Source organism: Stenotrophomonas sp. YJH_SMC_80, from assembly GCF_059372495.1.
In genome coordinates, this window is record NZ_JCAFVP010000002.1 from 361,305 (window position 1) to 385,408 (window position 24,104).

The following is a 24,104-nucleotide window of genomic DNA, read 5'->3' on the forward strand; positions in this document are numbered from 1 at the left end:
TAGGCGAATGTCCTGAAATGGACATGGAAATCTGTCTGTGGCGAGCCCGCTGACGGACCCGCCAGGACAGTGTGGGACAAGGGCTCAGCCCTGTTCTGACGGGGTCAATGCGCGAATGGACAGCGCGTGGATGTCGGTCTCCATCATCGCGCCCAGCGCGGCATAGACCGCGCGATGCCGGGCCAGTGGACCCAGTCCGGCGAAGCGTTCACTGACCACATGCACGTTGAAGTGGCCGCGACCATCGCGCGCACCGGCGTGGCCGGCATGACGATGACTGTCGTCTTCGATTTCCAGCACGCTCGGGGCCAGCGCCTGCTGCAGTGCGTCACGCATCCGCTCGATCCGCTCCGCGTTCACGGCAGGACCTTGCGGAACGGACGCACCTGTACATGGGTGTAGACGCCCGCGGCTACGTAAGGGTCGGCATCAGCCCAGGCCTGGGCCTGCACGAGCGACTCGAACTGCGCGATCACCACCGAACCACTGAAGCCGGCCGGGCCCGGGTCCTCGCTGTCTACTGCCGGGCACGGTCCGGCCAGCAGCAGGCGGCCTTCGTCGCGCAGCGCGTGCAGGCGCGCCAGGTGTTCCGGACGTGCCTGCAGTCGCTGTGCCAGCACGTCCTGGCCGTCATAGCCTTCAATCACATACCACACGGCATTTCCTCGCTTGCGTTGTCGGGTGCGCAGATTCTAGCCAATGCCGCCCTCGCCCCAGCCCGGCTGGACACTGGCGCGACAAAGGCTTACCCTAGACACCATTGCACGTGGCTGGATGCAGCAGCCCGTCGGTTTCTGTGGCCAACGCAGCCCCCGACGACCGTCCCGCTGCTTCGAACCGGACCACCTGGCCGGGCCACGTAGACGACCTCCCCGTAGTTCCGTCGCTGCCGTTTCCTGCGGCGCGTCCTGCTGTTTGATATGTGTGGAATCGCGCCGATCCCGGCGTGTCTGGTGCCGTGGGGCGCCGTGGCGTTGGCCCGGTGAACCCGCTGCCGCGACTGGTCCGATGCAATCCTGATGTCCATTAGATGACTTCCGAACTCGCGCTCGACGCGAACCCGCCAACCCGGCCGCCCGCCCCCCAGCAGCAGGAAATGCCGCTGGCCGTGGTGCATGGGCAACCGGTCCTGCAGATTCCGCAGGACCTGTACATCCCGCCGGACGCGCTGGAAGTCATCCTGGATGCCTTCGAAGGCCCGCTGGACCTGCTGTTGTACCTGATCCGCCGCCAGAACCTGGACGTACTGGACATTCCCGTGGCCGAGATCACCCGGCAGTACGTGGAATACATCACCGTGATGCGCGAGCTGCGCTTCGAGCTGGCCGCCGAGTACCTGGTCATGGCCGCGATCCTGGCCGAGGTGAAGTCGCGCATGCTGCTGCCGCGCCCGGTCAGCGAGGAAGGCGATGAGGCCGACCCGCGCGCCGAACTGGTGCGCCGCCTGCAGGAGTACGAACGCTTCAAGCAGGCCGCCGAGGACATCGACGCCCTGCCCCGCCAGGACCGCGACACCACGGTGGCACACGCCTTCATGCCCGAACGTGCTGCGGTGAAGCTGCCGCCGCCGGTGGACCTGAAGGAAATGCTGCTGGCCCTGCACGACGTGCTCAAGCGCGCCGAGCTGTTCAGTGGCCACGCCATCAAGCGCGAGGCGCTGAGCGTGCGGCAGCGCATGGGCGAAGTGCTGGGCCGGCTTGAAGATGGCAAGTTCTACCGTTTTGAAGGGCTGTTCACCGCAGAAGAAGGCAAGCTGGGCGTGCTGGTCACGTTCCTGGCGGTGCTGGAACTGGCCAAGGAACAGCTGCTGGACATCGTCCAGGAAGAGCCGCTGGCACCGATCTACGTGAAGTCCCTGGCCGCCGGCAACACCAATGCCCCGCTGCAGTTCAGCAGCGAGTTCGACGACAACGACGCCGCCAACGAGAACGAGTGAGCGCTGACTGCCGATGGACCAAACGCTGATCAACCGCATTGTCGAGGGTGCCCTGCTGGCCTCCAGCCAGCCGCTCACCCTGGCCCAGCTGAAAGACCTGTTCCCGGAAGAGGAGCCGGCACCGCCGGGCAGCATCGAACGTGCGCTTGAGCGCCTGCGCGAAGCCTGCGAAGGCCGTGGCGTGGAACTGGTCGAGGTCGCCTCCGGCTTCCGCTACCAGGTGACCGGCGAAGTGCATGGCTGGATCAGCCGGCTGTGGACCGAACGCAAGACCCGCTATACCCGTGCCACCCTGGAAACCCTGGCGCTGATCGCCTATCGGCAGCCGATCACCCGTGGCGAGATCGAGCAGGTGCGCGGCGTGGCGGTCAGCAGCAACATCATCCAGGCGCTGGAGGAACGCGAGTGGATCCGCGTGGTCGGCCACCGCGACGTGCCCGGCAAGCCTGCCCTGTTCGGCACCACCAAGGGCTTCCTGGACTACTTCGGCCTGAAGCGCCTGGACGAGTTGCCGCCGCTGTCGGAACTGAAGGACCTGGGCGAGCTGGAACCCCAGCTGGCCCTGGACCGCGACGCACCGGCCGCCGCCAGTGCCGAGGGTCCGGACATTTCGGCTGGCGCCGATGGCGCTGCTGCCAACGATGACGCCGGCCTGGCCGGCAGCGACACCCCCGATTCCGCCGACGCAGCGTCTGCGTCGGCTTCCGATGAGCAAGCACCTTCGCCCCTTGATGATGGGCACCCCGATTCCGCGCCGGGCGAGCGCGCGGTGCCCCTGAACGAACGCGAAGACAACGCCGTCGCGATGACGACCGTGGCTGTTGACCAAGCCGATTCCGAACCAGAGGCCGACCCCGAAACCGTCGGCCGGAGCAAAACTGATGAGTGACACCCCCCGTAACAAGCTCTCGCTCAAGCGCGAAGCCACCTCCGAACAGTTCAAGCTGGAAGAGCGCCTGCACAAGGTGCTGGCCCAGGCCGGCCTGGGTTCGCGCCGCGCGCTGGAACAGCGCATCGCCGAAGGCCTGGTCAAGGTCAACGGTGAAGTCGCGCAGACCGGCATGTCGGTCAAGAGCGGCGACAAGATCGAGCTGGATGGCCGCGGCTTCGTCGCCACCGCCCTGGCCGAACCGTCGCGCGTGCTGGTCTACAACAAGCCGGAAGGCGAAGTGACCACCCGCGAAGACCCCGAAGGCCGCCCGACCGTGTTCGAATCGCTGCCGCCGCTGAAGGGCGCGCGCTGGATCGCCATCGGCCGCCTGGACATCAACACCACCGGCCTGCTGCTGGCCACCACCGACGGTGAACTGGCCAACGCCATGATGCACCCGTCGTTCGAGGTCGAGCGCGAGTACGTGGTGCGCGTGCGCGCCCCGGAAGGTGAGGAGAAGGTCTCCGACGCCATCGTCGACCGCCTCGCACGCGGCGTGGCACTGGAAGACGGCCCGGCCAAGTTCGACGAGATCGAACGCATCGGCGGCACCGACTCGCACGACTGGTTCCGCGTCGTGGTGAAGGAAGGCCGCAACCGCGAAGTGCGCCGTCTGTGGGAGTCGCAGGGCTGCCAGGTCAGCCGCCTGAAGCGCACCCGCTACGGCAAGGTGAGCCTGCCGCGCGAACTGGCCCGTGGCCATTCGGTGGAACTGGGCACCGCCCAGGTTGAAGCCCTGCGTGCGCAGCTGAAGCTGGAAGAAGGCGCGCCGTCGGCTCTGACCCTGCAGCCGGTGATCGGCCAGCGTCGCGCCGCCAAGACCACCGTGCGCGTGCGCGAAGGTGGCCGTGGCAATGCCTACGTCAACGGCCATAACACCGCGGACGAAGGCCGCGAGCTGCGTCGCTTCGACAACGTCCGCGAAGACCGCGGCCGTGGCCGCGGCGGCAAGGGCGGCGGTTTCAAGGGTGGCCTGACGGTCAGCGGTGAAGCAGCAGCCAAGCAGTCGCAGAAGCCGTTCAAGCAGCGCACCCAGAAGAACGACCGTTCGCTGCCGGAAGGCAACCCGGCCGCGTTCCGCACCTGGTACGTGCCGGATGGCGTGAGCACGGGCCCGAGCGGCCATCGCAATGCCGGTCCGGGCGCGCGCGGCCCGGGTGCCCGTGGTCCGGGCGCAGGCGGCCAGGGCCGTCCGTACGGCAAGCCGAAAGGTCCGGGCGCGGGTGGCGGACAGGGCCGTGGCGGTTTCGGCGGTGAAGGCCGTGGCGGCGCAGGCGGCCAGGGTCGTCCGGCCGGTGCCGGCAACCGCTCGCAGGGCCAGGGCAACAAGCACCCGTATGGCCATCCGGGCAATGCCCCGAGCTTCCCGTCCGACCACGCCACGCCGGGCTTCAACCCGTATGGCAGCCCCAAGCCGGCGCAGGGCGCCCGTCCGGGCGGTCGCGGGCCGGGTGGTGGCAACCGTGGTCCGGGCGGCAATCGCGGCCCCGGCGGTCCGGGTGGCAACCGTGGCCCGGGTGGCCCCGGCGGCAACCGCGGTCCGGGCGGCCCGCGCCGCAGCGGCCCGCGCGGCGGCTGATCACCGGCACGCCTGAAATGAAAAACCCCGGCGCAGGCCGGGGTTTTTCGTTGAAAAGGGGACGGAGGGGATTAAGTCGTTTTTGCCACGGCCTGTGTCAAAGGGGCGAAAGCGACTTAATCCCCTCCGTCCCCTTTTGCGTGGCGCTGGAACGCGGCGGGTGTGGTGCCGGTCATGCCGCGGAAGAAGGCGATGAACGGGCTCTCGGCGGAGAAGCCGGTGTCCTGCGCCACGTGCGCCACGCGTTGGCCCAGCAGCAGCAACTCCATGGCCCGCATCAGGCGCCATTGCTGGCGCCAGGCCTGGTAGCTCATGCCGGTATCACGCTGCATCAACCGGCCGACGGTACGCGCGCTCAGGCCCGTGCGCGCGGCCAGCTCCCCCAGTTCGGGCGGCAGCTGTTCGGCCACCGGGAGGCACCGTGCGATCCGCGGATCACGAGGCAGAGGCAGGTCCATCGGCGCCACCGGTGCAGCAGCGATTTCCAGCACGCACAACGCCAGTTGGTGGTGCGCGCGCGGCGACTGCCAGTCATGGTCGAACGGCGCCTGCGCGATCGGCTCCAGCAAGGCCTGCAGCAGCGACCCCACGCCGATGATCGCCGGCTGCCGGGGCAGCTGGGCCGACAGCGTGGCGTCGAAGTACAACGAACGGTAGTCGACCGCCTGGCGCATCTGCGCGCGATGGCGCAGCCCGCCCGGAATCCACGCGGCGCGCGCGGGCGGCAGCAGGCTGATGCGATCACCGTAGGTCAGGCGCGTGCAGCCCTGCCGGGTATACAGCAGCTGCGCGCGTGCATGCTGGTGCCAACCCGAGTCGTGATCCGCCAGTGAGGCTGCAATCCCCAGCACCGGAGCGCTCCAGGCATCGGCGTCGAAGTGCGCGTGCGGCTGCAACCAGGCCATGTCTTATTTCATACATTCGATGACAGGATAGACAGAGTGCGCCATTGCGGACGCGACCACAATGCGCGGCCCTGTTCCTGGAGCGCCCGCATGTCGCGCCGCCTGTTGTTGCTCACCATTGCACTGCTGATGTTCCCGCAGTTGGCACAGACCCTGTACAGCCCGGCCCTGGCCGATCTGGCCGAACGCTTCGCCCTGCCGCCGAGTGCCGCCAGCCAGGCCATGAGCCTGTACCTGTTCGGCTTCGCTGCAGGCGTGCTGCTGTGGGGGCGCCTGGCCGATCGTATCGGTCGTCGCCCTGCCCTGCTATGCGGGCTGGCCGTGTTCGCACTGGCCGCCTGCGGCGGCCTGCTGGCCAGCACCTTCGGCCAGGTCCTGCTGGCACAGGCACTGGCCGCACTGGGTGCGGCGGCGGCCTCGGTGGTAACCCAGACCGTACTACGCGACCACCTGCAGGGACCCGCGTTGGCGCAGGCATTCTCCTGGATCGGCATGGCCCTGGCCCTGAGCCCGGCCATCGGCCTTGCACTGGGCACGCTGCTGGTCGCCGCCCATGGCTATGTCGGCGTACAGTCCGGCCTGCTGCTGATCGCTGCCCTGCTGGCAGTCGCATGCCTGGCGGGCCTGCGCGAAAGCCGCCCTGCACAGATCCCGCACGCGCCCATGCTGCCGTTGCTGCGGGAACTGCTGCGCGATCGCTGGATCTGGTCACACGCGTTGCTGGTGATGGCCTTCAACGTGGCAATGTACAGCTGGTATGTGCTCGGCCCCTTCGTGTTTGCGCGCCTGGACTGGCCAGCCACCTGGTTCGGCGCCAGCGGCGCGGTGCTGGCACTGGGCTCGGCACTGGGCGCGTGGGGCAATGGCCGCCTGCTGCGTGCAGGCGTTGCCGCAACCACGCGCATCCGCATCGCTGCAGGACTGGTCCTGACGGGAGGCCTGCTGGCCGCGCTGCTGCATGATCACCCTGCCCTGATCGCGGCGATGGTGCCGGTGGTGACGGGCTTCGGCCTTGCCATTCCCAATGTGCTCGGCCAGGCCCTGCGCGGCTATCCACACTGTCTCGGCAGCGCAGGCGCGCTGTTCGGCCTGCTCTACTACCTGTTGATCGGTGCGGCAATGGCGCTGGTCGGTGCAGTGCAGATGCTGGCACCGACCGTTATCGCGTGTGGCCTGCTGGCGCTCTGGCTGAAGCGGGGTCGGTCAATTGACGGCGAAAGCCCGGGACGTGCAGCGCCTCGGTGAAGAAACCGCTCCTGCGGCCATGGGGACCCCGGGTCCCTGCCCCGGGGCCAGGATCAGCGGGCAACCGACTACTGGACGTTGATCACTTCGTCCATCGGCGCCAGGAAGTTGCCGGCATTGTTGCGCGACGCCGAGATCACGTAGGTTCCAGGCGTTGCGATGGTCGCGGTGCAATGTCGGATCGGCGTGGTGTTGCCACCGTCGAGATTGTCATTGGTACGGCACAGGAACTGGCCATTGGCATACACCGAGAAATTACTCGTTCCATCCACCTGGCCGCCCCCTGTGATGTAGATTTCCGAGGGCGAGCCCGCCACACGCGGCAAGGTCCCAATCTCGAACCGGGACGTCACGGGATGCGGCAACAGCCTTGGACAGGACACGACGATTCCGCTGTCGGACAGGCAGACTTCGGCGTGGGCGATGGCGGGCGCGGCGATGAGGGCCACGAGCAGCACGGACGTTCTGAACTCCATTCAGCGTCTCCTATGATCCCCAGCAGAATCGCTGGGATGTCCCTGTTATTCACTGCAGGGTTACTGCGGGATCAAGGAAACGTTAATCGCTGCGCGCACACAGCCCCCGGATCACGGCGGGATCCCTTGTGGGCGGGGGCGTTGCACGCCTGCGCTGGGGCTGCCACTCATCCCTTCCTGATGACTTCACGTCGATGCAGGATGCCCACCATCGCGCAGCACATTTCGTGCCTGTCCCAATGTTCACACCCCGGGTTAGGAATTGCTGCAAACACGAGGTGTTGTGCACCACGCCCGGAATTCACATCCGGTTGCTGGCTATCGTGCGCGCGCTCCCACACAAGGCAGATGCCCATGATCACCATCACCGCCGAACAGGCCCGCGCCAACGTCGATGCCGCCAAGCGCCCGATCGAACTGTTCTACCGCGATCTCGACAACGCCATCCAGATCGGCTCGGAAAATGGCCGCCGCTACATCGTGTTCGGCTTCAGCCAGGTGATGGCCAGCGAGCAGCTCGTCGAAGACGTGGTCGCACAGCTGCTGAAGAATGGTTTCGGTGTCGAACGGTTGTTGAGCGATTCCGAACAGCACTACATCCGCATCAGCTGGGGAACTGCCGCGCCGTCGCGCCTCAGCGCCGGCTGAGGGTGAACGCGGTGCCGTCCACGCCCAGATCCCAGCCCTTGCCGGTACCGGACAGGGCCAGCGAGATGTCGCCCTTGGTCATCACCTGCGCGTTGCTGGACTTCACCGCACCGGCATGCGCGCCGACCGAGGCGTAAGTACCCAGCAGCTCGTTGACGCTGACTGCGCCGGTGAAGCTGCCACGTCCGTTGGTGATCTTCGACTTGCCCACGGTCAGGCCGCCGCCCTTCATCTGGATGCGCACCGGCATGCTGGCGCCATTGCTGCAGGTGACCGTGCCATTGCCGGATGCAGTCTTGTAGATCAGCGACCAGCCAGAGAGGTTGTAGCGCAGCTCGCAGTCGAGGTTGCCAGCGGCGTGCGCGGCCGGGGCCAGCGATGCGGCAGACAGGGCAAGCAGCAGGGCGAAGGGCTTGTTCATGGCAGGACTTCCAGTTCGGTCGGACTGCCGGCGAATCTAGCAGCGCGCGCGTGCACGTTGGATGCAGGCGCACGCGCTGGTGCAGCAGTGTTCAGGCCGGTGCACAGGCCTGTTCGTCCAGGTGGAAGGCATCGGCATCGAGCATCGCCGGGAAACGCGCGCGGTGTGCGGCCAGCGCCTCGGCCGAGATGGTGGTGGTGACCACCTGTTCGCGCTCGCGGATCTCCACCTGCGGCTGGCCGAGGAAATCCAGCACCGCGCTGTCGCCTGCGTAGTGCAGCTGGTTGCCATCGACGCCGACACGGTTCACCGCCGCCACGAAGCACAGGTTCTCGATCGCCCGCGCACGCAGCAGCGTCTTCCACGCATAGGCGCGCGCCGACGGCCAGTTGGCGACGAAGATCTGCAGGTCGAAATCCAGCTGCTGCGGACGCTCCACGTTATAGCGGTTGCGGCAGAACACCGGGAAACGCAGGTCGTAGCAGACCTGCGGATTGATCCGCCAGCCCTTCCATTCCACGCTCAGGCGGTCGCGACCGGCGGCATAGCGCTCGTGCTCGCCGCCGTAGCGGAACAGGTGGCGCTTGTCGTAGTACTGCAGGTCGCCATCGGGCGTGGCGAACAGCAGGCGGTTGTAGACGCCCTCGCCGTCGCGCAGCTGCACGCTGCCGATCACCGCCGCGTTCAAGGTTCTGGCCTGTTCGCGCACCCAGGCCACGGTCGGGCCGTCCATGCCTTCGGCCTGGGCAATGGCGTCGTTGGAGAAACCACTGGTGAAGGTCTCCGGCAGGATCACCAGGTCGGTGGTGCCGGCCAGCGGTGCCAGCAGCGCGCCGTAGTAGGCGCGGTTGCCGGCCGGATCGTGCCAGCGGGTGTCGCCCTGGACGAGGGAAATGCGCAGGTCCTGCATGTTCACGCCTCCGCTCAGAGCAGGCGCAGGCGTTCGATCGCCGCGTCCATCGTTGCTTCATTCTTGGCAAAGCACAGGCGCACCAGGCGCTGGCCGGCCGGCGGGTTTTCGTAGAACGGCGACAGCGGGATCGCGGTCACGCCCTTCTCGATGGTCAGCCACTTCACGAACTCATGGTCCGGCAGGTCGCTGATGGCCGAGTAGTCGACCAGCTGGAAGTAGCCGCCGGGGACCGGCAGCGCCTTCAGGCGGGTGCCGGCCAGCTGCTCGCGGAAACGGTCGCGCTTGGCCTGGTAGAACGCGCCCAGCTCCAGGTGGTGTTCGGGTTCGTCGCGGATCATCGCGGCGAAGCCGTACTGCGCCGGGCCGAAGCTGGTGAAGGTGTTGTACTGGTGCACCTTGCGGAACTCGGCGGTCAGTGCCGGTGGTGCGATCGCATAGCCGATCTTCCAGCCGGTGCAGTGATAGGTCTTGCCGAAGCTAGAGATCACGAACGCGCGCTCGCGCAGTTCCGGGTAGCGCAGCGCCGATTCATGGCGGCGGCCGTCGTAGATGATGTGTTCGTACACCTCATCTGAGATCAGGTAGATCTGCGTGCCACGCAGCAGCTCGGCCAGTGCCTGCATGTCCTGCGCCGACAGCATCGCGCCGGACGGGTTGTGCGGGGTGTTGACGATCAGCATGCGGGTGCGCGGGGTGATCGCCGCACGCACGCGGTCCCAGTCGACCGCGAAGGTCTGCGGATCCAGCGACACATGCACGGCCTTGGCACCGGCCAGGTCGATCGCCGGTTCATAGCAGTCATACGCCGGGTCGAGCACGATCACTTCCTCGCCGGCACGCACCACGGCGTGGATGGCGTTGAAGATGGCCTCGGTACCGCCACTGGTGACGGTGATCTCGCTGTCCGCATCGACCTGCGCGCCGTAGCAGTCCAGCGCCTTCTGCGCGATGGCCTGGCGCAGCGGCGCCACGCCGGTCATCGGCGGGTACTGGTTCAGCCCGGCGGCCATCGCCCTGGCGGTCTCGTCGATCAGGCGCTGCGGCGCCGAAAAGTCCGGAAAACCCTGGCCCAGGTTGACTGCGCCGTGTTCGGCGGCGAGCTGGGACATCACGGTGAAGATCGTGGTACCGACCTTGGGCAGCTTGGTGTTCGGTTGCATCGGCCTGGGCTGTGGGGGAACAGGCCTGCGAGTTTACGCAATCCGCGCGTCGGTAGTGCCGGCCGCTGGCCGGCCCCCCTGGGACGATCTGCGACGCCGGGTCGCATCTGCCGGCCAGCGGCCGGCACTACCATCGGCATTCACCGCTACAATTGCCATCGCACTCCGGCATGAAGACCCCTGCCCCTTGAACACCCCTGCATTGCTGGCCGCCAGCGGCCTGAGCTTCTCCCGCAATGACGAGCCGGTGTTCGGCCCGCTGGACTTCCATGTGGACGCCGGCGAAGCCCTGCTGGTGCAGGGCGGCAATGGCGCCGGCAAGACCACCCTGCTGCGCGTGCTGGCCGGCCTGGCCCGGCCCGGCGCCGGCCAGGTGCGGATCGACGGCAAGCCGGCGAGCAATGCCGAACGTGCACGCTACGTGGCCTACCTCAGCCATCTGCCGGCCCTGAAGCCAGACCTGGACACGCTGGAGAACCTGCACTTCCTGTGCGGCCTGCATGGACGGCGTGCGCGGCAGATGCCCGGCAACGCGCTGGCCATCGTGGGCCTGGCCGGTTATGAGGACACTCTCGTTCGGCATCTGTCCGCCGGGCAGAAGCGGCGGCTGGCACTGGCACGCATCTGGCTGTCGCCGGCGCCGCTGTGGCTGCTGGACGAGCCCTATGCCAACCTCGACCTGGAGGGCATCACCCTGGTCAACCGCATGATCTCGGCGCACCTGCGTGCCGGCGGCGCTGCGCTGGTCACCACCCATGGCGCCTATGCCGCACCGCCGGTGCGTACCCGCCAGCTCGACCTCGGCGGTGCCGCATGATCGCGCCGGGTACCGAGCCAGGCCTGTGGCAGACCGCAGGCGCCCTGCTCAAGCGCGACCTGCGCCTGCTCTGGCGCCGCCGCGGCGATGCGCTGCAACCCCTGCTGTTCGCGGTGCTGGTAGTGGTGCTGTTCGCGCTGGCCCAAGGCCGCGAACCACAGCTGCTGGCCGCCACCGCCGGCGCGGTGCTGTGGCTTGCTGTGCTGCTGGCGGGCCAGCTGTCGCTGGATTCACTGTTCCGTTCCGACGCTGAAGATGGCTCGCTGGAACAGTGGCTGCTGGCACCGGTGCCGCTGGCCTGGCTGGTGCTGGTGCGCGTGCTCCTGCACTGGGCGACCACTGCGCTGCCGCTGATCGTGGTCAGCCCGCTGTTGGCCGAAATGCTGCATCTGCCGCATGACCAGCTGCCGATGTTGCTGGCATCGTTGCTGCTGGGAACGCCGTTGCTGAGCCTGATCGGTGGCGTGGTCGCCGCACTGACCGTTGGCATCCGACGCTCTGGTATTCTCGTGGCGCTGCTGTCGCTGCCGCTGTACGTGCCGGTGCTTGTGTTCGGCGCCGGCAGCCTGGCGGCAGCCGGACGCGGGCAGGATCCGGTCGGTGCGCTGCTGATGCTGGGCGCTGGCCTGCTGCTCGCGCTGGTGCTGGCTCCGCTGGCCACTGCCGCTGCAATACGTATTTCTCTGAGTTGACCGAGCTGAGAGCCAATCCACCCCTGCTGGATAGCCGCCACGCATGAATCCGATTGTCCGCTGGTTCCACCAACTCGGTTCGCCTCCCACGTTCGACCGTTTCGCTGCCCGCTGGTCGCGGGTGTTCTACCTCGCGGCGATGCCGGTGCTGCTGGTCGGCATGTGGCAGGCGCTGCTGGTGGTGCCGCCGGAAGCCAAGCAGCTGGACAGCTTCCGCATCCTTTACATCCACGTGCCCAGTGCCTGGATGAGCCTGTTCGTATTCGCGCTGATGGCGCTGTATGCCGCCATCGCGCTGATCTGGCGGATCAAGGTCTGCGAGATCCTGGCCATGGCCTGCGCGCCGATGGGCGCCGGTTTCACCCTGATCACCCTGCTGACCGGCAGCATCTGGGGCAAGGGTACCTGGGGCACCTGGTGGGACTGGGACCCGCGCATGACCAGCGAGCTGGTGCTGCTGTTCCTGTACCTGGGCGTGATCGGCCTCTACCACGCCATCGAGGACCGCCGCAGCGCCGCACGTGCGGCGGGACTGCTGGCCATCGTCGGCGTCAGCCTGCTGCCGGTGATCCGCTATTCGGTGGACTGGTGGGGCGGCCTGCATCAGCGCCAGTCGATCAACGTGTTCGGTGAATCGGCGATCAGCAGCGCGATGATCGCGCCGCTGTGGTGGATGGTGATCGGCACCAAGTTCTGGTTCGCCGGTTCGGTGCTGGCCAAGGCGCGCGCCGACAATCTCGACCGCGAGGCCGGCAAGGCCTGGGTCGGTGGACGCGTCGGTGCCGAACGCCCGGTCCGGGAGGCCCAGCCATGACCCACCTTCCCTATGTGATCGGCGCCTACGCCGTGTTCGTGCTGGTGCTCGGCGCCGACGCCATCGGTTCGTGGCTGCGCCTGCGCGTGGCACGCCGGCTGGCACTGGCCCGCCAGCAGCGGCAGCAGACCCGCGCCGGCAGGCAGGACGCAGCTGTGCCGCTGTCGACGGAGCTGGAACGATGACCCCGGTACAGCGTCGCCGCTTGGCATGGGTGCTGCTGGCCCTGCTCGCCTCCGGCCTGGCCACTGCGCTGGTGGCGATGGCACTGGAGCGCAACATCGCCTACCTGTACACGCCTTCGGAAGTGCTGCGCGGTGATGTCGATGCGCAGTCGCGCTTCCGCTTGGGCGGCATGGTGGTGAAGGGCTCTTTCAATCGGCCGGTCGGCTCGCTGGAAGCACGTTTTGAAGTGACCGACGGCGACGCGCAGCTGGCAGTGACCACCTCGCGGATCCTGCCGGACATGTTCGCCGAAGGCACGGCGGTGGTCGCCAGCGGCCGCCTGCAGGGCGGCACCTTCGTCGCCGACGAAGTGCTGGCCAAGCACGATGAGAAGTACGTGCCGAAGGAAGTGGCCGACAAGATGGGCGATGCCCACCGCAAGCACGATGTGCCGGTGACGGCCCCCGAGGTGCGCTGAGTGCTGCCCGAACTGGGTCAGATCCTGCTGATGTGCGCATTGCTGGCCTCGCTGCTGCAGGCCGGCCTGCCGCTGGTCGGCGCACATCGCAACAACACGGCATGGATGGCGGTCGCACGGCCAGCCGCGTTCGCGCAGCTGCTGCTGCTTGCCGGCGCGTTCGCGGTGCTGACCGCCGCATTCGTGCAGCAGGATTTCTCAGTGCGCTACGTGGCCGAGAACTCCAATTCGCTGCTGCCGATGATCTACCGCTATTCGGCGGTCTGGGGCGCGCATGAAGGCTCACTGCTGATGTGGGCGCTGGTGCTGGCATTGTGGACCGGCGCGGTGGCGCTGTTCTCCCGGCACCTGCCGGCACCGGTGCAGGCGCGCGTACTGGCGGTGATGGGCATCGTCAGCGTCGGCTTCCTCGCCTTCCTGATCTTCACTTCCAACCCGTTCCTGCGCCTGAACCCGGCGCCGCTGGAAGGGCGCGATCTCAACCCACTGCTGCAGGACCCGGGGCTGATCATCCATCCACCGATGCTGTACATCGGTTACGTGGGTTTCGCCGTTCCGTTCGCATTCGCGGTGGCGGCGCTGCTGGAAGGTCGCGTGGATGCGCGCTGGCTGCGCTGGACGCGGCCGTGGACGAACGTCGCGTGGGGCTTCCTGACCCTGGGCATCGCGCTGGGCAGCTGGTGGGCCTACTACGAGCTGGGCTGGGGTGGCTGGTGGTTCTGGGACCCGGTGGAGAACGCCAGCTTCATGCCATGGCTGGTCGGTGCGGCACTGATCCATTCGCAGGCCGTCACTGAAAAGCGCGGCACGTTCGGCAGTTGGACCCTGCTGCTGGCGATCGCGGCCTTCGCGCTGTCGCTGCTGGGCACCTTCCTGGTCCGCTCCGGTGTGCTGACCAGCGTGCATTCGTTCGCCGCCGATCCCTCGCGTGGCCTGTTCATCCTGGTGTTCCTGTCGGTGCTGGTCGGTGGCAGCCTGCTGCTGTACGCGCTGCGCGCCAGCCAGCTGAGCGTGGACGCCGACGACCCGCGCCGTGGCTTCACTGCCACCTCGCGCGAGACCCTGCTGCTGGCCAACAACCTGCTGCTGGCCACGGCCTGCGCGATGGTGCTGCTCGGCACGCTGTATCCGTTGCTGGCCGATGCGCTGTCGCTGGGCAAGATCTCGGTCGGCCCGCCCTACTTCGGCAGCCTGTTCCTGCTGCTGATGGCGCCAATGATCCTGCTGCTGCCGTTCGGCCCGCTGGTGAAATGGCAGCGTGACCAGCCCTCGCGCGCCTTCGCGCTGCTGGCACCGTGGCTGGGCCTGGCGCTGCTGCTGGGCGCGCTGGCCTGGTGGCAGGCGCCGCAGAACGGCTGGAAGGCCGGCATCGGCGTGGCCGCTGCGGCCTGGGTCGCACTCGGTACCGCACGCTTCGTCTGGCAGCGACTGCGCGGCAACGGCCGCTTCACCGCCGAAATGCTCGGCATGATCGTTGCCCACGCCGGCATCGCCGTGTTCCTGGCCGGCGCGCTGCTGGTGGAAGCCTTGAACGTGCAGCGCGAAGTGGCGCTGGCCCCGGGCCAGCAGCTGGTGATCGGTCGCTACGAAGTGCGCTTCGAGGGCGTGGACCATCGCGAAGGCCCCAATTTCATCGCCGACCGCGGTCACCTGCGGGTGTTCCGCGAAGGCCGCGAACTGGCCCTGCTGCACCCGGAGAAGCGCCAGTACGCCAGCGGCGGCCAGGTGATGACCGAGGCCGGCATCGATGCACGCTTCGACGGCGATGTCTACGTAGCATTGGGCGAGCCGCTGGGCAACAATGCATGGGCGGTACGGGTGCACATCAAGCCGTTCGTGCGCTGGATCTGGCTGGGCGCGCTGCTGATGGCCCTGGGCGGATTCATCACCGCCGCCGACCGCCGTTTCCGTCGTCCGTAGGAGTTTCCATGTCCGAGTCCCCCGCCCCGCGCCCCTCCCGCCCGCTGCCGCCGGTAGCCATCGTGATCGGCGTGCTGTTCTTCTTCGGCCTGCTCGGGCTGATGATCTACGGGGTTATGAAATCGGGTGATCCGCAGCGCGACGTGCTGCCATCGGCGCTGATCGACAAGCCGGCGCCAGCGTTCGCGCTGCCGGTGCTGCACGACCCGGAAATGATCGTGCACAGCGACGAACTGCGTGGCGCGCCGTACCTGTTGAACGTGTGGGGCAGCTGGTGCGCGGCCTGCCGCGAGGAACACCCGGTGCTGACCCGTTTCGCCGAGAGCAAGCGCGTGCGCGTGATCGGCTACAACTGGAAGGATGAACCGACCGATGCCCTGCATTGGCTGGAACAGCTGGGCAACCCGTTCATGGTCGTGCTCAGCGACGTGGAAGGCCGCACCGCGATCGACTGGGGCGTGACCGCCGCACCGGAAACCTTCCTTGTCGACGGCAGCGGCATCGTGCGCTGGAAGTACAGCGGTGCGATGACCCAGCGCGTGGTCGACGAGAAGCTGATCCCGGCGCTGGAGAAGATCGAGAAGGCCCAGGGCAATGCCGGCAGCACGCTGCACACGGCGCCCTGAGCCCATGCGCTGGCTGCTGGCGCTGCTGCTCCTGATGCCGCCGCTGGCCGCGCTGGCACAGCAGCCGCTGCATGATCCGCAGCCGCTGCAGTTCCGCGATGGCGCCGAAGAACGCCGCTTCCACGACCTGGCCGCGCAGCTGCGCTGCGTGCAGTGCCAGAACCAGTCGCTGGCCGATTCCAACGCGCAGATCGCGCAGGACCTGCGCCGCGAGGTGCTGCAGCTGATGCAGCAGGGCCACGACGACGCGCAGATCAAGCAGTTCCTGGTCGCGCGCTACGGTGAGTTCGTGCTCTATCAGCCACCGTTGCAGCCGGGCACCTGGCTGCTCTGGGGCGGCCCCCTGCTGATGCTCGGTGCGGGTGCTCTGGTGGTGCTCGGCATCGTCCGCCGCCGTGGCCGCACGGTTGGCGCCGCAGCGGCCGGCAAGGCCGATGAAGGAGACGGCTGGTGAGCCATTGGCTGCCGGTGCTGGCCGGTCTGGTTGCTGCGTTGATGGCAGTGCTGGTGCTGTGGCCGCTGCGCCACTCTGGCCGCCGCGGTTTCGTGGTCGGCGTGTTCGCACTGGGCGTGGCCGGTGCCTGCCTGTATCTGCTGGTCGGTGATCCGCGTGCAGCACAGGTGCAACCGACGCCTTCGGTAGCCACCCTGCGCGATGGCGTGCAGGCCCTGCAGGATGCACTGAAGCGTGACCCACAGCGGGCCGATGGCTGGGCGCTGCTGGGCCGGTCGCAAGCCGAACTGGGCAATGCCGCAGCCGCGGCGGACGCGTTCGCGCGGGCCGCCACTCTCGCCCCGGAAGACCCCGGCGTGCTGGTGGAAGCGGCGCAGGCACGTGCGCAGGCCGATGCCGGCAAGCAGTTCGATGACACGGCGATGGCCTGGCTGCAGCAGGCGCGTGCGCTGGCGCCCGATGCCGAGCGTGCCAGCTGGCTGCTGGGTATCGCCCTGCGCCAGCGCGGAAAGAATGCCGAGGCCGCAGATGTGTGGAGCGGCCTGCTGCCACGGCTTGAGCCCGGCGCCGCGCAGGCGCTGCAGGCGCAGATCGCCATCGCCCGTGAAGCCGCCGGTCAGCCGTCCGATGCAGCCGTTGCGGCGCCACCGGCGCTGTTGCAGGTGCGCGTGCAGTTGCCTGCGTTGAAGGGCACCGAGTGGCCGGCCAGCACCCAGGTATTCGTGCTGGCCCGCGCCGTGGGTGGACCGCCGATGCCGGTGGCCGCACGCAAGCTGCCCTTGGCCGGATTCCCGGCCACGGTCGGGCTGGGTGACGCTGACAGCCCGATGCCAACCGCACCGCTGTCGGCCCATCGCGAAGTGGAAGTGCTGGCACGCATCTCGCGCACCGGCAGCGCCAACCGCAGCGAGGATGACCTGCAGAGCGTACCGGTGAAGGTGAGCCTGCCCCACGACGGTGTTGTGGAGCTGCGCTTCCCGTAGCGCGCCGCGGTAGTGCCGGCCGCTGGCCGGCAACCACGCAGGCGCATCAGGATTCATGAGGTTGCCGGCCAGCGGCCGGCACTACCTGCATCGCCGATGGAAACCAGCGTGTCGCCAGCTCCACATGCGGCCCCGCTAGAATGCCTGCATGACCGAATTCATCCCGCCCGGCACCCGCTTCCACGCCCTGCCCTCGCCCTTCCCGTTCAAGCGCGGCGGCGCCCTGCACGGCGCGCGGGTGGCCTATGAAACCTGGGGAACACTGGCGGCCGACGCCAGCAACGCGATCCTGATCGTGACCGGCCTCTCGCCGGATGCACATGCGGCAGCCAACGACGCCAACCCGGCAGCGGGCTGGTGGGAAGGCATGGTCGGACCCGGCAAGGCGATCGATACCGACCGCTGGTTCGTGGTCTGCGTGAACTCGCTGGGCAGCTGCAAGGGCTCGACCGGTCCGGCCTCGCTCAACCCGGCCACCGGCCAACCGTATCGTCTCGACTTCCCCGAGCTGTCGATCGAAGACGGCGCGCGCGCCGCGATCGAAGTCGTGCGCGCCCTGGGCATCGAACAGCTGGCCTGCGTGGTCGGCAATTCGATGGGCGGCATGACCGCGCTGGCCGTGCTGATGCTGCACCCGGGCATCGCGCGCAGCCACGTCAACATTTCCGGCAGTGCGCAGGCGCTGCCGTTCTCCATCGCGATCCGCTCGCTGCAGCGCGAAGCGATCCGCCTTGATCCACGCTGGAATGGTGGCCACTACGACGACGACGCGTATCCCGAGTCCGGCATGCGCATGGCGCGCAAGCTGGGCGTGATCACCTACCGTTCGGCACTGGAATGGGATGGCCGCTTTGGCCGCGTGCGGCTGGATTCGGACCAGACCGACGACGATCCGTTCGGCCTCGAATTCCAGGTGGAAAGTTACCTGGAAGGCCACGCACGGCGCTTCGTGCGTTTCTTCGACCCCAACTGCTATCTGTACCTGAGCCGCTCGATGGACTGGTTCGACCTGGCCGAGTACGCCGATGGCGATGTGCTGGCCGGGCTGGCGAAGATCCGGGTGGAGAAGGCGCTGGCCATCGGCGCCAACACCGACATCCTGTTCCCGGTGCAGCAGCAGCAGCAGGTCGCCGATGGCCTGCGTGCCGGAGGCGCTGACGCCCATTTCATCGGATTGGAGTCACCGCAGGGTCACGACGCCTTCCTGGTCGACTTCGATCGTTTCGGCCCCGCCGTGCGCGGCTTCCTCGACGCGCTGTAGTGGCTTGGCGGCGCAACCTGGCGCTCGCCGCGTTCGGCGCGTTGATCGCGCTGATGGTCAGCGGTGTGCTGCCGCTGTGGCTGGGCGGTTGGTGCATGCTGGCCAGCGCGGTTTCGTTCGCGCTGTACGGCCAGGACAAGCGCGCGGCGCAGCGAAAGCAATGGCGCATTCCCGAACGCACCCTGCAACTGCTGGCCTTTGCCGGTGGCTGGCCGGGCGCGCTGCTGGGCCAGGCGCTGTTCCGACACAAGCACCGCAAGGCCGCATTCCAGTGGGTGTTCTGGTTGTGCGTGCTGGCCAACGTGGCCTCGATCGCGGTGATGCTGCGCGAGTTCTCGCGGTAACCCTCGCAATCGGTAGTGCCGGCCGCTGGCCGGCAATTCCGTGTCCGCATCAAGCGCCATGAGGTTGCCGGCCAGCGGCCGGCACTACCGGTTCACGCTTCGCGGACCAGAGCCCCGTCGCGCAACCGGTACTGCGCATCGACCACGCCTTCGGGCAGGTCGTCGTGGGTGATCATCAACAGGCTGCGCCCGTCCAGCAAACCGGAAAGGTCCTGCAGCAACGCACGTGCGGTATCCACGTCGAGGCCTTCGGTCGGTTCGTCCAGCAGCAGGATCGGCGCATTGCGCAGCAGTGCACGGGCCAACGCCAACCGCCGCGCCTGCCCGGCCGACATCGTCGCGCCGTTCTCGCCCACCCAGGCCTGCAGGCCGCCGTTGCGCTCGGCCCATTCGCCCAGGCGCACGCGGCGCAGCACCGCCCACAAGGCGGCGTCGCTGGCATCGGGATCACCCAACCGCAGGTTCTCGGCCACGCTGCCGGCAAACACCGGCGCGTTCTGCGGCAGCCACGCCAGTTGCCGGTGCCAGTCGGCCTGGGCGAAATCACGCAGGTCGCGGCCACCGTAGGTCAGCCGTCCCTGCTGCGGATCCCACAGCCGCAGCAGCAGGCTCGACAGCGTGGTCTTCCCACTGCCGCTGTCGCCGCGAATCGCGATGCGTTCGCTTGGCGCCAGGGTCAGCTGCAGGCCGGACAACACCGGCCGCGCGCCGCCTGGCCACTGGAAATGCACGTCATCCCAATGCACGCGCGCAGCCGGCGGCACCACCTGTGGCGCCTGCGGATCGTCCACCGTCGGCGCTTGCTCGACGATCGCCTGCAGGCGATCGGCGGCAATGCGCCCGGACTGCAGCGACTGCCAGGCCAGGCCCATGCCGGCCCACAGCTCGACCAACGCCACGGTCAGGAACACCAAACCTGCGGCCATTTCCGGTGCGATGCGCTGCTGCTCGGCCGCGTGCAGGGCCAACGCCAGCATCGCCACCAGGCCCAGCCCCGCCACCAGGCCGTGCAGGGTCGAGGCCGCGATCAGGCGCCAGCGGCGGCGGCGGTCACGCGATGCCAGCTGCTTGGCAGCTACGCGTACCCTCAGCTGCCACGCTGCATCGGCATGCAGCGCGGCCAGGTCACCCGCACCTTCCAACCCTTCAAAGGCCGCGGTGCGCAATGCGGCACGATGCGCGGCACGGTCGGCCTCTTCGTCGTCATGGCCACGCACGCCCAGCCACGGCACGCCGAAGGCGATCAGCAGCGCCAGCACCGCCAGCAGCACCGCAGCCGACGGCAGGATCAGTGCCGCCGAAACGATCGCGACCAGCGACAATCCGCCCAACGCCACCAGCGGCCCGATCGCACGCACCAGCAGGCCGTCCACTTCACCGATGTCGCCGAGCAGGCGCGCCAGAAGGTCGCCGGTGCGCGTAGCCCCCAATCGTGCGGGTGCCAGCGGCAACGCGCGGCGGAAGAACCACACGCGCAGGTCGCGGGCGATGCGCAGCGTGGCGTCGTGGCCGACCAGCTTCTCGAAATAGCGCGACACGATGCGCGCCATCGTCAGCCCGCGTATACCCGCGGACGGTGAGAAGAAGTTGAAGCCTTGGCCGAGGCCGGCCGCGCCAGCCAACGCGGCGGCGGTGAGGAAGCCACCGGACAGGCCAAGCAATGCGGTGCCGGCCAGCATGGTGGTCCACAGCAGCAGCACGGTCAGCAGCAGGCGCGGCCGATGGCGCAGGAACACCGCGCGCAGCGAATCAGGCGAACGGCTCATGCGCGCACCGCCTGTGCCGGTTCGACCAGGCGCCCTTCCGGCAGCAGCAGGCAGCGGTCGGCCCAGGCGATCACCGCCGGGCTGTGGGTGGCGACCACCACACTGCGGCCCCGCGCATAGGCAGCCAGGCTGCGCAGCAGTGCGGCCTCGGTATCGGCGTCGAGAAACGCGGTGGGTTCGTCCAGCAACAGGACCTGCGGGTCGCGCAGCAACAACCGGGCCAGGCCGATACGACGGGCTTCGCCGCCGGACAGGCCGAAGCCACGTTCGCCGATCACCGTGTCCAGGCCCTGTGGCAGGCGCTGTGCGAACTGCAGCACCTGCGCGGCCTCGGCCACCGCACGAAGACGCGCATCGCTGGCACCCGGATCGGCCAGCCGCAGGTTGTCGGCGATGCTGCCGTGGAACAGGTAGGGGCGCTGGCTGGCATAGGCCACCTGCACACCGGGACGCAGCTGCAGCTTGCCGGCGCGCGGCGGCAGCCAGCCGGCCAGCGCTTCCAGCAGGGTGCTTTTACCGGAACCGCTGGGACCAACCAGGGCCAGGCGCTGGCCCGGCTCCAGCCGCAGGTCCAGATCCCGCAGCACATCCTGCGGCGCGCCCAGCGGGCGCAGCACCAGCCCTTGTGCCTGCAGCGGCGGCAACGCGGCCTCGGCCGGCTCCACCGCCAGCGGTGCAACCTCGTTCTCGACCAGGCCCTGCTCATCGGGCAGCGACTGCAGCAGGCGCTCCACTTCGGCGGCGGCGGCCAGTGCATTGGCGCGATCATGGTAGTGCGCGGCCAGCCGTCGCAGCGGCGCATAGAATTCCGGTGCCAGCAGCAGGCAGAACAGCCCCGCACCCAGCGTCGGCACCGCTGCATGCAGCGACATCATGCCCAGATAGCTCAGGCCCAGGTACAGCGCCACCATCGCCACGCTCACCGAGGCGAAGAATTCCAGCACCGTGGACGACAGGAAGGCAATCCGCAGCACCTTCAGCGTGCGCACGCGCACGCCTTCAGCGGCAGCCTCGATACCCTCCAGCTCGGCGTCACCGCGGCCATACAGGCGTAGCAGGCCCAGGCCCTTGATGCGGTCGGCGAAATGGCCGCTCATGCGTGCCAGCTCACCCAGCTGCGCACGGCCGGCCGCTTCGGCGCCCCAGCCCACCAGCATCATGAAAAACGGCACCAGTGGCGCGGTGAACAGCAGGATCAGCGCCACCACCCAGTCCACCCAGGCCACCGCGGCCAGGATCAGCAGCGGCACCACCACCACTTCAGTGCGCACCGGCAGGAAGCCGCTGTAATAGCTCTCGATCGCATCACCGTGATGCAGCATCAGTTCGCCCAGTTCGCCGGTGCGGCGCTGCCGCAGCCACAGTGGGCCGTGGCCCAGCAGGCGTGCGAACACGCGTTCGCGCAATGCCAGGCGCGCGGCGTCGGCCACGTCACCGGCGGCGGCCTGGGTGGCGCTGCCCAGCAGGGTGCGCAGCACCAGGATCACCGCCAATCCCGCCAGCACCGGCAGGCCAGAGGCCAGCGGCACGCGCTCCACCAGCACCTGCTGCACCAGCCAGGCGATGGCGGCAGCCTGGCCGATCAACAGTGCGCCGGACAGGCTGATGCACAGCGCGGCCAGGCGCTGGCGGCCCCGGGCGGAGCGTGCCAGGTCGGCCAGCCAGGCCGTGCGCACACGCCGCTGGCGGGCGGTTTCAGCTTCCGGGGACAGGCCGTCAGGGGTCGTTTCGGCAGCGCTCAAGAGGTCTTCACGGGCAACGGGGGAGACACGGCATTGTAGGCGCAGGCAATAGCCCGCCCCTGCGGCCGGCGGTCGCAGTCTTCATCAGGTTGGCATACGATCAACCGGGGCACCTGTTCATACATTGATCTGGATCAAGGCTGTTTGAAGTAGTCGGTCACATCATTCACGTCGTAGACCACCCTTCCCGCCACCTGCAACGGCACTATCCAACGAGGTAGCCAGGCCATGATTGATCAGACAGTCGTAGAACTGTCGCGGCTGCAATTCGCGCTGACCGCGATGTACCACTTCCTATTCGTACCGCTCACCCTCGGCCTGTCCTTCATGGTGGCCATCATGGAGAGCGTGTATGTGATGACCGGCAAGGAGATCTGGCGCAGGATGACCCTGTTCTGGGGCGTCCTGTTCGGCATCAACTTCGCCATGGGCGTTGCCACCGGCATCGTCATGGAATTCCAGTTCGGCATGAACTGGTCCTACTACAGCCACTACGTGGGTGACATCTTCGGTGCGCCACTGGCGATCGAAGGCCTGATGGCGTTCTTCCTGGAAGCCACCTTCGTCGGCCTGTTCTTCTTCGGCTGGAACCGCCTGAGCAAGGTCAAGCACCTGATGGTGACCTGGCTGATGGCGCTGGGGACCAACCTGTCGGCGATCTGGATCCTGGTGGCCAATGGCTGGATGCAGAACCCGACCGGTGCGGTGTTCAACCCGGAAACCATGCGCATGGAAGTGGTCGACTTCATGGCGGTGGTGTTCAACCCGGTGGCGCAGGCCAAGTTCGTGCACACCGTCAGCGCCGGCTACGTGACCGGTGCGGTGTTCGTGATGGCGATCAGCGCGTTGTTCCTGCTGCGCAACAAGCACAAGGACCTGGCCCGCCGTTCGTTTGCGGTGGCCGCGGCGTTCGGCCTGCTGTCATCGCTGTCGGTGGTCGTGCTGGGTGACGAGAGCGGTTACGCCGCCAGCGAACACCAGAAGATGAAGCTGGCCGCGATCGAAGCGATGTGGGAGACCGAGCGTGCACCGGCCGACTTCACCGCCTTCGGCATCCCCAACCAGGAGACCCACCAGAACGACTACGCGGTGAAGATCCCCTACCTGATGGGCCTGATCGCCACCCGCTCGTTGAACCAGCCGATTCCCGGCATCCTGGAACTGGTCGAGCGCGCCGAACACCGCGTGCGTGGCGGCCAGCTGGCCTACGGTGCATTGGAACGCCTGCGCGCCAACAAGAACGACGTTGAAGCGCGCGAGATGTTCGACCGTCACTGGCAGGACCTGGGCCACGGCCTGCTGCTCAAGCGCTATCGCGATGACATCCTCAACGCCACCCCGCAGGAAATCTCGCAGGCGGCGATGGACACGGTGCCTCGCGTGATGCCGTTGTTCTGGACCTTCCGCGTGATGGCCGGCCTCGGCTTCTACCTCATCGCTTTCTTCGCCCTGGCCTTCTACTACTCCTGCCGCAACAATTTCCAGGACAAGCGCTGGTTCCTCAAGCTGGCCCTGTGGACGCTGCCGGCACCGTGGATCGCGATCGAGTGCGGCTGGTTCGTGGCCGAGTATGGTCGCCAGCCGTGGGCGGTCGATGGCGTGCTGCCGACCTTCTATGCAGCATCGGGGCTGGCCCTGCATGAAATCGTGCTGACCCTGGCCGGCTTCACTGCCATCTACACCGCGCTGATCGTGGTCGAGATCAAGCTGATGCTCAAGGCGATCCGCAAGGGTCCGGACGAGGTGCTGCCGTCACTGCAGTCGCCCCAGCCGCATGCTTCCCACAATGCCTCGGCGCCGGCCGCCGGCCAGGCCTGAGGCAGGAGAA

26 protein-coding genes are annotated in these 24,104 nt (G+C 67.9%); 17 read left to right on the plus strand and 9 right to left on the minus strand.

All coding sequences use genetic code 11. From position 1 onward, the window contains the following. Positions 1 to 84: 84 nt before the first annotated feature. Complete coding sequence (locus AC5P99_RS04660) at positions 85 to 336, minus strand: BolA family protein (RefSeq protein ID WP_032963317.1); 252 nt, start codon at positions 334 to 336, stop codon at positions 85 to 87. Positions 337 to 356: 20 nt separating this feature from the next. After that, positions 357 to 656 carry a YciI family protein gene (locus AC5P99_RS04665; RefSeq protein WP_005410329.1) on the minus strand — a complete coding sequence of 100 codons (300 nt, stop codon included), beginning with the start codon at positions 654 to 656 and terminating at the stop codon, positions 357 to 359. A gap of 374 nt (positions 657 to 1,030) precedes the next feature. Here AC5P99_RS04665 and AC5P99_RS04670 point away from each other — a divergent pair, with 374 nt between their 5' ends. The 3 genes from AC5P99_RS04670 to AC5P99_RS04680 are packed head-to-tail and all read left to right on the plus strand — an operon-like array spanning position 1,031 to position 4,446. Next, the gene (locus AC5P99_RS04670) at positions 1,031 to 1,936 is read left to right on the plus strand and encodes a segregation and condensation protein A (RefSeq protein WP_005410330.1); all 906 of its coding nucleotides are present in this window, start codon (positions 1,031 to 1,033) and stop codon (positions 1,934 to 1,936) included. Between the two features lie 13 nt (positions 1,937 to 1,949). Next, on the plus strand, positions 1,950 to 2,825 hold the full coding sequence (gene scpB / locus AC5P99_RS04675; RefSeq protein ID WP_005410331.1) for an SMC-Scp complex subunit ScpB: 876 nt from the start codon (positions 1,950 to 1,952) through the stop codon (positions 2,823 to 2,825). Beyond that, positions 2,818 to 4,446, plus strand: a complete 1,629-nt coding sequence (locus tag AC5P99_RS04680) for a pseudouridine synthase (RefSeq protein ID WP_005413982.1) — start codon at positions 2,818 to 2,820, stop codon at positions 4,444 to 4,446. The genes scpB and AC5P99_RS04680 overlap by 8 nt, the downstream gene beginning before the upstream one ends. A gap of 116 nt (positions 4,447 to 4,562) precedes the next feature. On the opposite strand, the gene AC5P99_RS04685 is transcribed toward AC5P99_RS04680, so the two are convergent. Further along, entirely contained in the window at positions 4,563 to 5,351 is a 789-nt protein-coding gene (locus tag AC5P99_RS04685) for an AraC family transcriptional regulator (protein WP_005410333.1), read from the minus strand. Between the two features lie 90 nt (positions 5,352 to 5,441). Here AC5P99_RS04685 and AC5P99_RS04690 point away from each other — a divergent pair, with 90 nt between their 5' ends. Next, on the plus strand, positions 5,442 to 6,596 hold the full coding sequence (locus AC5P99_RS04690) for an MFS transporter (protein WP_049451700.1): 1,155 nt from the start codon (positions 5,442 to 5,444) through the stop codon (positions 6,594 to 6,596). Positions 6,597 to 6,664: 68 nt separating this feature from the next. Here AC5P99_RS04690 and AC5P99_RS04695 read toward each other — a convergent pair whose 3' ends face one another. Then, on the minus strand, positions 6,665 to 7,072 hold the full coding sequence (locus AC5P99_RS04695) for a hypothetical protein (protein WP_049451698.1): 408 nt from the start codon (positions 7,070 to 7,072) through the stop codon (positions 6,665 to 6,667). A gap of 354 nt (positions 7,073 to 7,426) precedes the next feature. Between AC5P99_RS04695 and AC5P99_RS04700 the strand changes: the two genes are divergently transcribed. Next, positions 7,427 to 7,720 (plus strand): hypothetical protein, encoded by a 294-nt coding sequence (locus AC5P99_RS04700; RefSeq protein ID WP_005413984.1) that lies wholly within the window; start codon positions 7,427 to 7,429, stop codon positions 7,718 to 7,720. On the opposite strand, the gene AC5P99_RS04705 is transcribed toward AC5P99_RS04700, so the two are convergent. The 3 genes from AC5P99_RS04705 to AC5P99_RS04715 all read right to left on the minus strand — a co-directional run bounded on the left by AC5P99_RS04705 (position 7,707) and on the right by AC5P99_RS04715 (position 10,214). Beyond that, positions 7,707 to 8,141: a hypothetical protein gene (locus AC5P99_RS04705; protein WP_005410336.1), complete on the minus strand. Its 435-nt coding sequence runs from the start codon at positions 8,139 to 8,141 to the stop codon at positions 7,707 to 7,709. The genes AC5P99_RS04700 and AC5P99_RS04705 overlap by 14 nt on opposite strands. 91 nt (positions 8,142 to 8,232) lie before the next feature. Beyond that, positions 8,233 to 9,051: an amidohydrolase gene (locus AC5P99_RS04710; protein WP_049451696.1), complete on the minus strand. Its 819-nt coding sequence runs from the start codon at positions 9,049 to 9,051 to the stop codon at positions 8,233 to 8,235. A gap of 14 nt (positions 9,052 to 9,065) precedes the next feature. Further along, positions 9,066 to 10,214, minus strand: a complete 1,149-nt coding sequence (locus tag AC5P99_RS04715; protein WP_005410338.1) for a pyridoxal phosphate-dependent aminotransferase — start codon at positions 10,212 to 10,214, stop codon at positions 9,066 to 9,068. Positions 10,215 to 10,461: 247 nt separating this feature from the next. On the opposite strand from AC5P99_RS04715, the gene ccmA reads away from it, so the two are divergent. The 11 genes from ccmA (at position 10,462) to AC5P99_RS04770 (ending at position 18,768) form a co-directional block, all read left to right on the plus strand. Then, positions 10,462 to 11,031 (plus strand): heme ABC exporter ATP-binding protein CcmA, encoded by a 570-nt coding sequence (gene ccmA / locus AC5P99_RS04720; protein WP_407070841.1) that lies wholly within the window; start codon positions 10,462 to 10,464, stop codon positions 11,029 to 11,031. Further along, positions 11,028 to 11,723 carry a heme exporter protein CcmB gene (ccmB, locus tag AC5P99_RS04725; protein ID WP_005410340.1) on the plus strand — a complete coding sequence of 232 codons (696 nt, stop codon included), beginning with the start codon at positions 11,028 to 11,030 and terminating at the stop codon, positions 11,721 to 11,723. Before ccmA ends, ccmB begins: the two co-directional genes overlap by 4 nt. Positions 11,724 to 11,766: 43 nt before the next feature. Continuing rightward, a complete protein-coding gene (ccmC, locus tag AC5P99_RS04730; RefSeq protein WP_043035336.1) occupies positions 11,767 to 12,537 on the plus strand; it encodes a heme ABC transporter permease CcmC in 771 nt (256 codons plus the stop codon). Further along, positions 12,534 to 12,722 carry a heme exporter protein CcmD gene (gene ccmD, locus AC5P99_RS04735; RefSeq protein WP_005413988.1) on the plus strand — a complete coding sequence of 63 codons (189 nt, stop codon included), beginning with the start codon at positions 12,534 to 12,536 and terminating at the stop codon, positions 12,720 to 12,722. Before ccmC ends, ccmD begins: the two co-directional genes overlap by 4 nt. Then, complete coding sequence (ccmE, locus tag AC5P99_RS04740; protein WP_005413989.1) at positions 12,719 to 13,180, plus strand: cytochrome c maturation protein CcmE; 462 nt, start codon at positions 12,719 to 12,721, stop codon at positions 13,178 to 13,180. Before ccmD ends, ccmE begins: the two co-directional genes overlap by 4 nt. Beyond that, the gene (locus AC5P99_RS04745) at positions 13,181 to 15,100 is read left to right on the plus strand and encodes a heme lyase CcmF/NrfE family subunit (RefSeq protein WP_169448335.1); all 1,920 of its coding nucleotides are present in this window, start codon (positions 13,181 to 13,183) and stop codon (positions 15,098 to 15,100) included. It abuts the gene before it with no gap. Between the two features lie 8 nt (positions 15,101 to 15,108). Next, entirely contained in the window at positions 15,109 to 15,726 is a 618-nt protein-coding gene (locus AC5P99_RS04750; protein WP_005410345.1) for a DsbE family thiol:disulfide interchange protein, read from the plus strand. Positions 15,727 to 15,730: 4 nt separating this feature from the next. Further along, positions 15,731 to 16,180: a cytochrome c-type biogenesis protein gene (locus AC5P99_RS04755; RefSeq protein WP_099606086.1), complete on the plus strand. Its 450-nt coding sequence runs from the start codon at positions 15,731 to 15,733 to the stop codon at positions 16,178 to 16,180. Beyond that, positions 16,174 to 17,163, plus strand: a complete 990-nt coding sequence (locus AC5P99_RS04760; RefSeq protein ID WP_169448334.1) for a tetratricopeptide repeat protein — start codon at positions 16,174 to 16,176, stop codon at positions 17,161 to 17,163. The genes AC5P99_RS04755 and AC5P99_RS04760 overlap by 7 nt, the downstream gene beginning before the upstream one ends. Before the next feature lie 148 nt (positions 17,164 to 17,311). After that, entirely contained in the window at positions 17,312 to 18,424 is a 1,113-nt protein-coding gene (gene metX, locus AC5P99_RS04765; RefSeq protein ID WP_005413993.1) for a homoserine O-acetyltransferase MetX, read from the plus strand. Then, positions 18,424 to 18,768 (plus strand): DUF1294 domain-containing protein, encoded by a 345-nt coding sequence (locus AC5P99_RS04770; RefSeq protein ID WP_005413994.1) that lies wholly within the window; start codon positions 18,424 to 18,426, stop codon positions 18,766 to 18,768. Before metX ends, AC5P99_RS04770 begins: the two co-directional genes overlap by 1 nt. A gap of 92 nt (positions 18,769 to 18,860) precedes the next feature. Here the strand turns inward: AC5P99_RS04770 and cydC are convergent, their stop codons facing one another. Together cydC and cydD are read right to left on the minus strand one after the other, a co-directional pair. After that, on the minus strand, positions 18,861 to 20,534 hold the full coding sequence (gene cydC, locus AC5P99_RS04775; protein WP_495212922.1) for a thiol reductant ABC exporter subunit CydC: 1,674 nt from the start codon (positions 20,532 to 20,534) through the stop codon (positions 18,861 to 18,863). Beyond that, positions 20,531 to 22,276, minus strand: coding sequence for a thiol reductant ABC exporter subunit CydD (gene cydD, locus AC5P99_RS04780; protein WP_043035342.1), 1,746 nt, complete (start codon positions 22,274 to 22,276; stop codon positions 20,531 to 20,533). The genes cydC and cydD overlap by 4 nt, the downstream gene beginning before the upstream one ends. A 228-nt stretch (positions 22,277 to 22,504) precedes the next feature. Between cydD and AC5P99_RS04785 the strand changes: the two genes are divergently transcribed. Beyond that, entirely contained in the window at positions 22,505 to 24,094 is a 1,590-nt protein-coding gene (locus tag AC5P99_RS04785; RefSeq protein WP_005410352.1) for a cytochrome ubiquinol oxidase subunit I, read from the plus strand. Positions 24,095 to 24,104 lie beyond the last annotated feature (10 nt).

Coding starts and splice junctions, on each gene's coding strand:
- ccmC (WP_043035336.1), top strand. CDS start 11,767: ATGAATCCGATTGTCCGCTGGTTCCACCAACTCGGTTCGCCTCCCACG.
- AC5P99_RS04705 (WP_005410336.1), bottom strand. CDS start 8,141: ATGAACAAGCCCTTCGCCCTGCTGCTTGCCCTGTCTGCCGCATCGCTG.
- ccmE (WP_005413989.1), top strand. CDS start 12,719: ATGACCCCGGTACAGCGTCGCCGCTTGGCATGGGTGCTGCTGGCCCTG.
- AC5P99_RS04680 (WP_005413982.1), top strand. CDS start 2,818: ATGAGTGACACCCCCCGTAACAAGCTCTCGCTCAAGCGCGAAGCCACC.
- AC5P99_RS04695 (WP_049451698.1), bottom strand. CDS start 7,072: ATGGAGTTCAGAACGTCCGTGCTGCTCGTGGCCCTCATCGCCGCGCCC.
- cydC (WP_495212922.1), bottom strand. CDS start 20,534: ATGAGCCGTTCGCCTGATTCGCTGCGCGCGGTGTTCCTGCGCCATCGG.
- scpB (WP_005410331.1), top strand. CDS start 1,950: ATGGACCAAACGCTGATCAACCGCATTGTCGAGGGTGCCCTGCTGGCC.
- ccmB (WP_005410340.1), top strand. CDS start 11,028: ATGATCGCGCCGGGTACCGAGCCAGGCCTGTGGCAGACCGCAGGCGCC.
- AC5P99_RS04755 (WP_099606086.1), top strand. CDS start 15,731: ATGCGCTGGCTGCTGGCGCTGCTGCTCCTGATGCCGCCGCTGGCCGCG.
- AC5P99_RS04700 (WP_005413984.1), top strand. CDS start 7,427: ATGATCACCATCACCGCCGAACAGGCCCGCGCCAACGTCGATGCCGCC.
- AC5P99_RS04710 (WP_049451696.1), bottom strand. CDS start 9,051: ATGCAGGACCTGCGCATTTCCCTCGTCCAGGGCGACACCCGCTGGCAC.
- AC5P99_RS04785 (WP_005410352.1), top strand. CDS start 22,505: ATGATTGATCAGACAGTCGTAGAACTGTCGCGGCTGCAATTCGCGCTG.
- AC5P99_RS04750 (WP_005410345.1), top strand. CDS start 15,109: ATGTCCGAGTCCCCCGCCCCGCGCCCCTCCCGCCCGCTGCCGCCGGTA.
- AC5P99_RS04715 (WP_005410338.1), bottom strand. CDS start 10,214: ATGCAACCGAACACCAAGCTGCCCAAGGTCGGTACCACGATCTTCACC.
- AC5P99_RS04685 (WP_005410333.1), bottom strand. CDS start 5,351: ATGGCCTGGTTGCAGCCGCACGCGCACTTCGACGCCGATGCCTGGAGC.
- metX (WP_005413993.1), top strand. CDS start 17,312: ATGACCGAATTCATCCCGCCCGGCACCCGCTTCCACGCCCTGCCCTCG.
- AC5P99_RS04690 (WP_049451700.1), top strand. CDS start 5,442: ATGTCGCGCCGCCTGTTGTTGCTCACCATTGCACTGCTGATGTTCCCG.
- ccmD (WP_005413988.1), top strand. CDS start 12,534: ATGACCCACCTTCCCTATGTGATCGGCGCCTACGCCGTGTTCGTGCTG.
- AC5P99_RS04670 (WP_005410330.1), top strand. CDS start 1,031: ATGACTTCCGAACTCGCGCTCGACGCGAACCCGCCAACCCGGCCGCCC.
- AC5P99_RS04660 (WP_032963317.1), bottom strand. CDS start 336: ATGCGTGACGCACTGCAGCAGGCGCTGGCCCCGAGCGTGCTGGAAATC.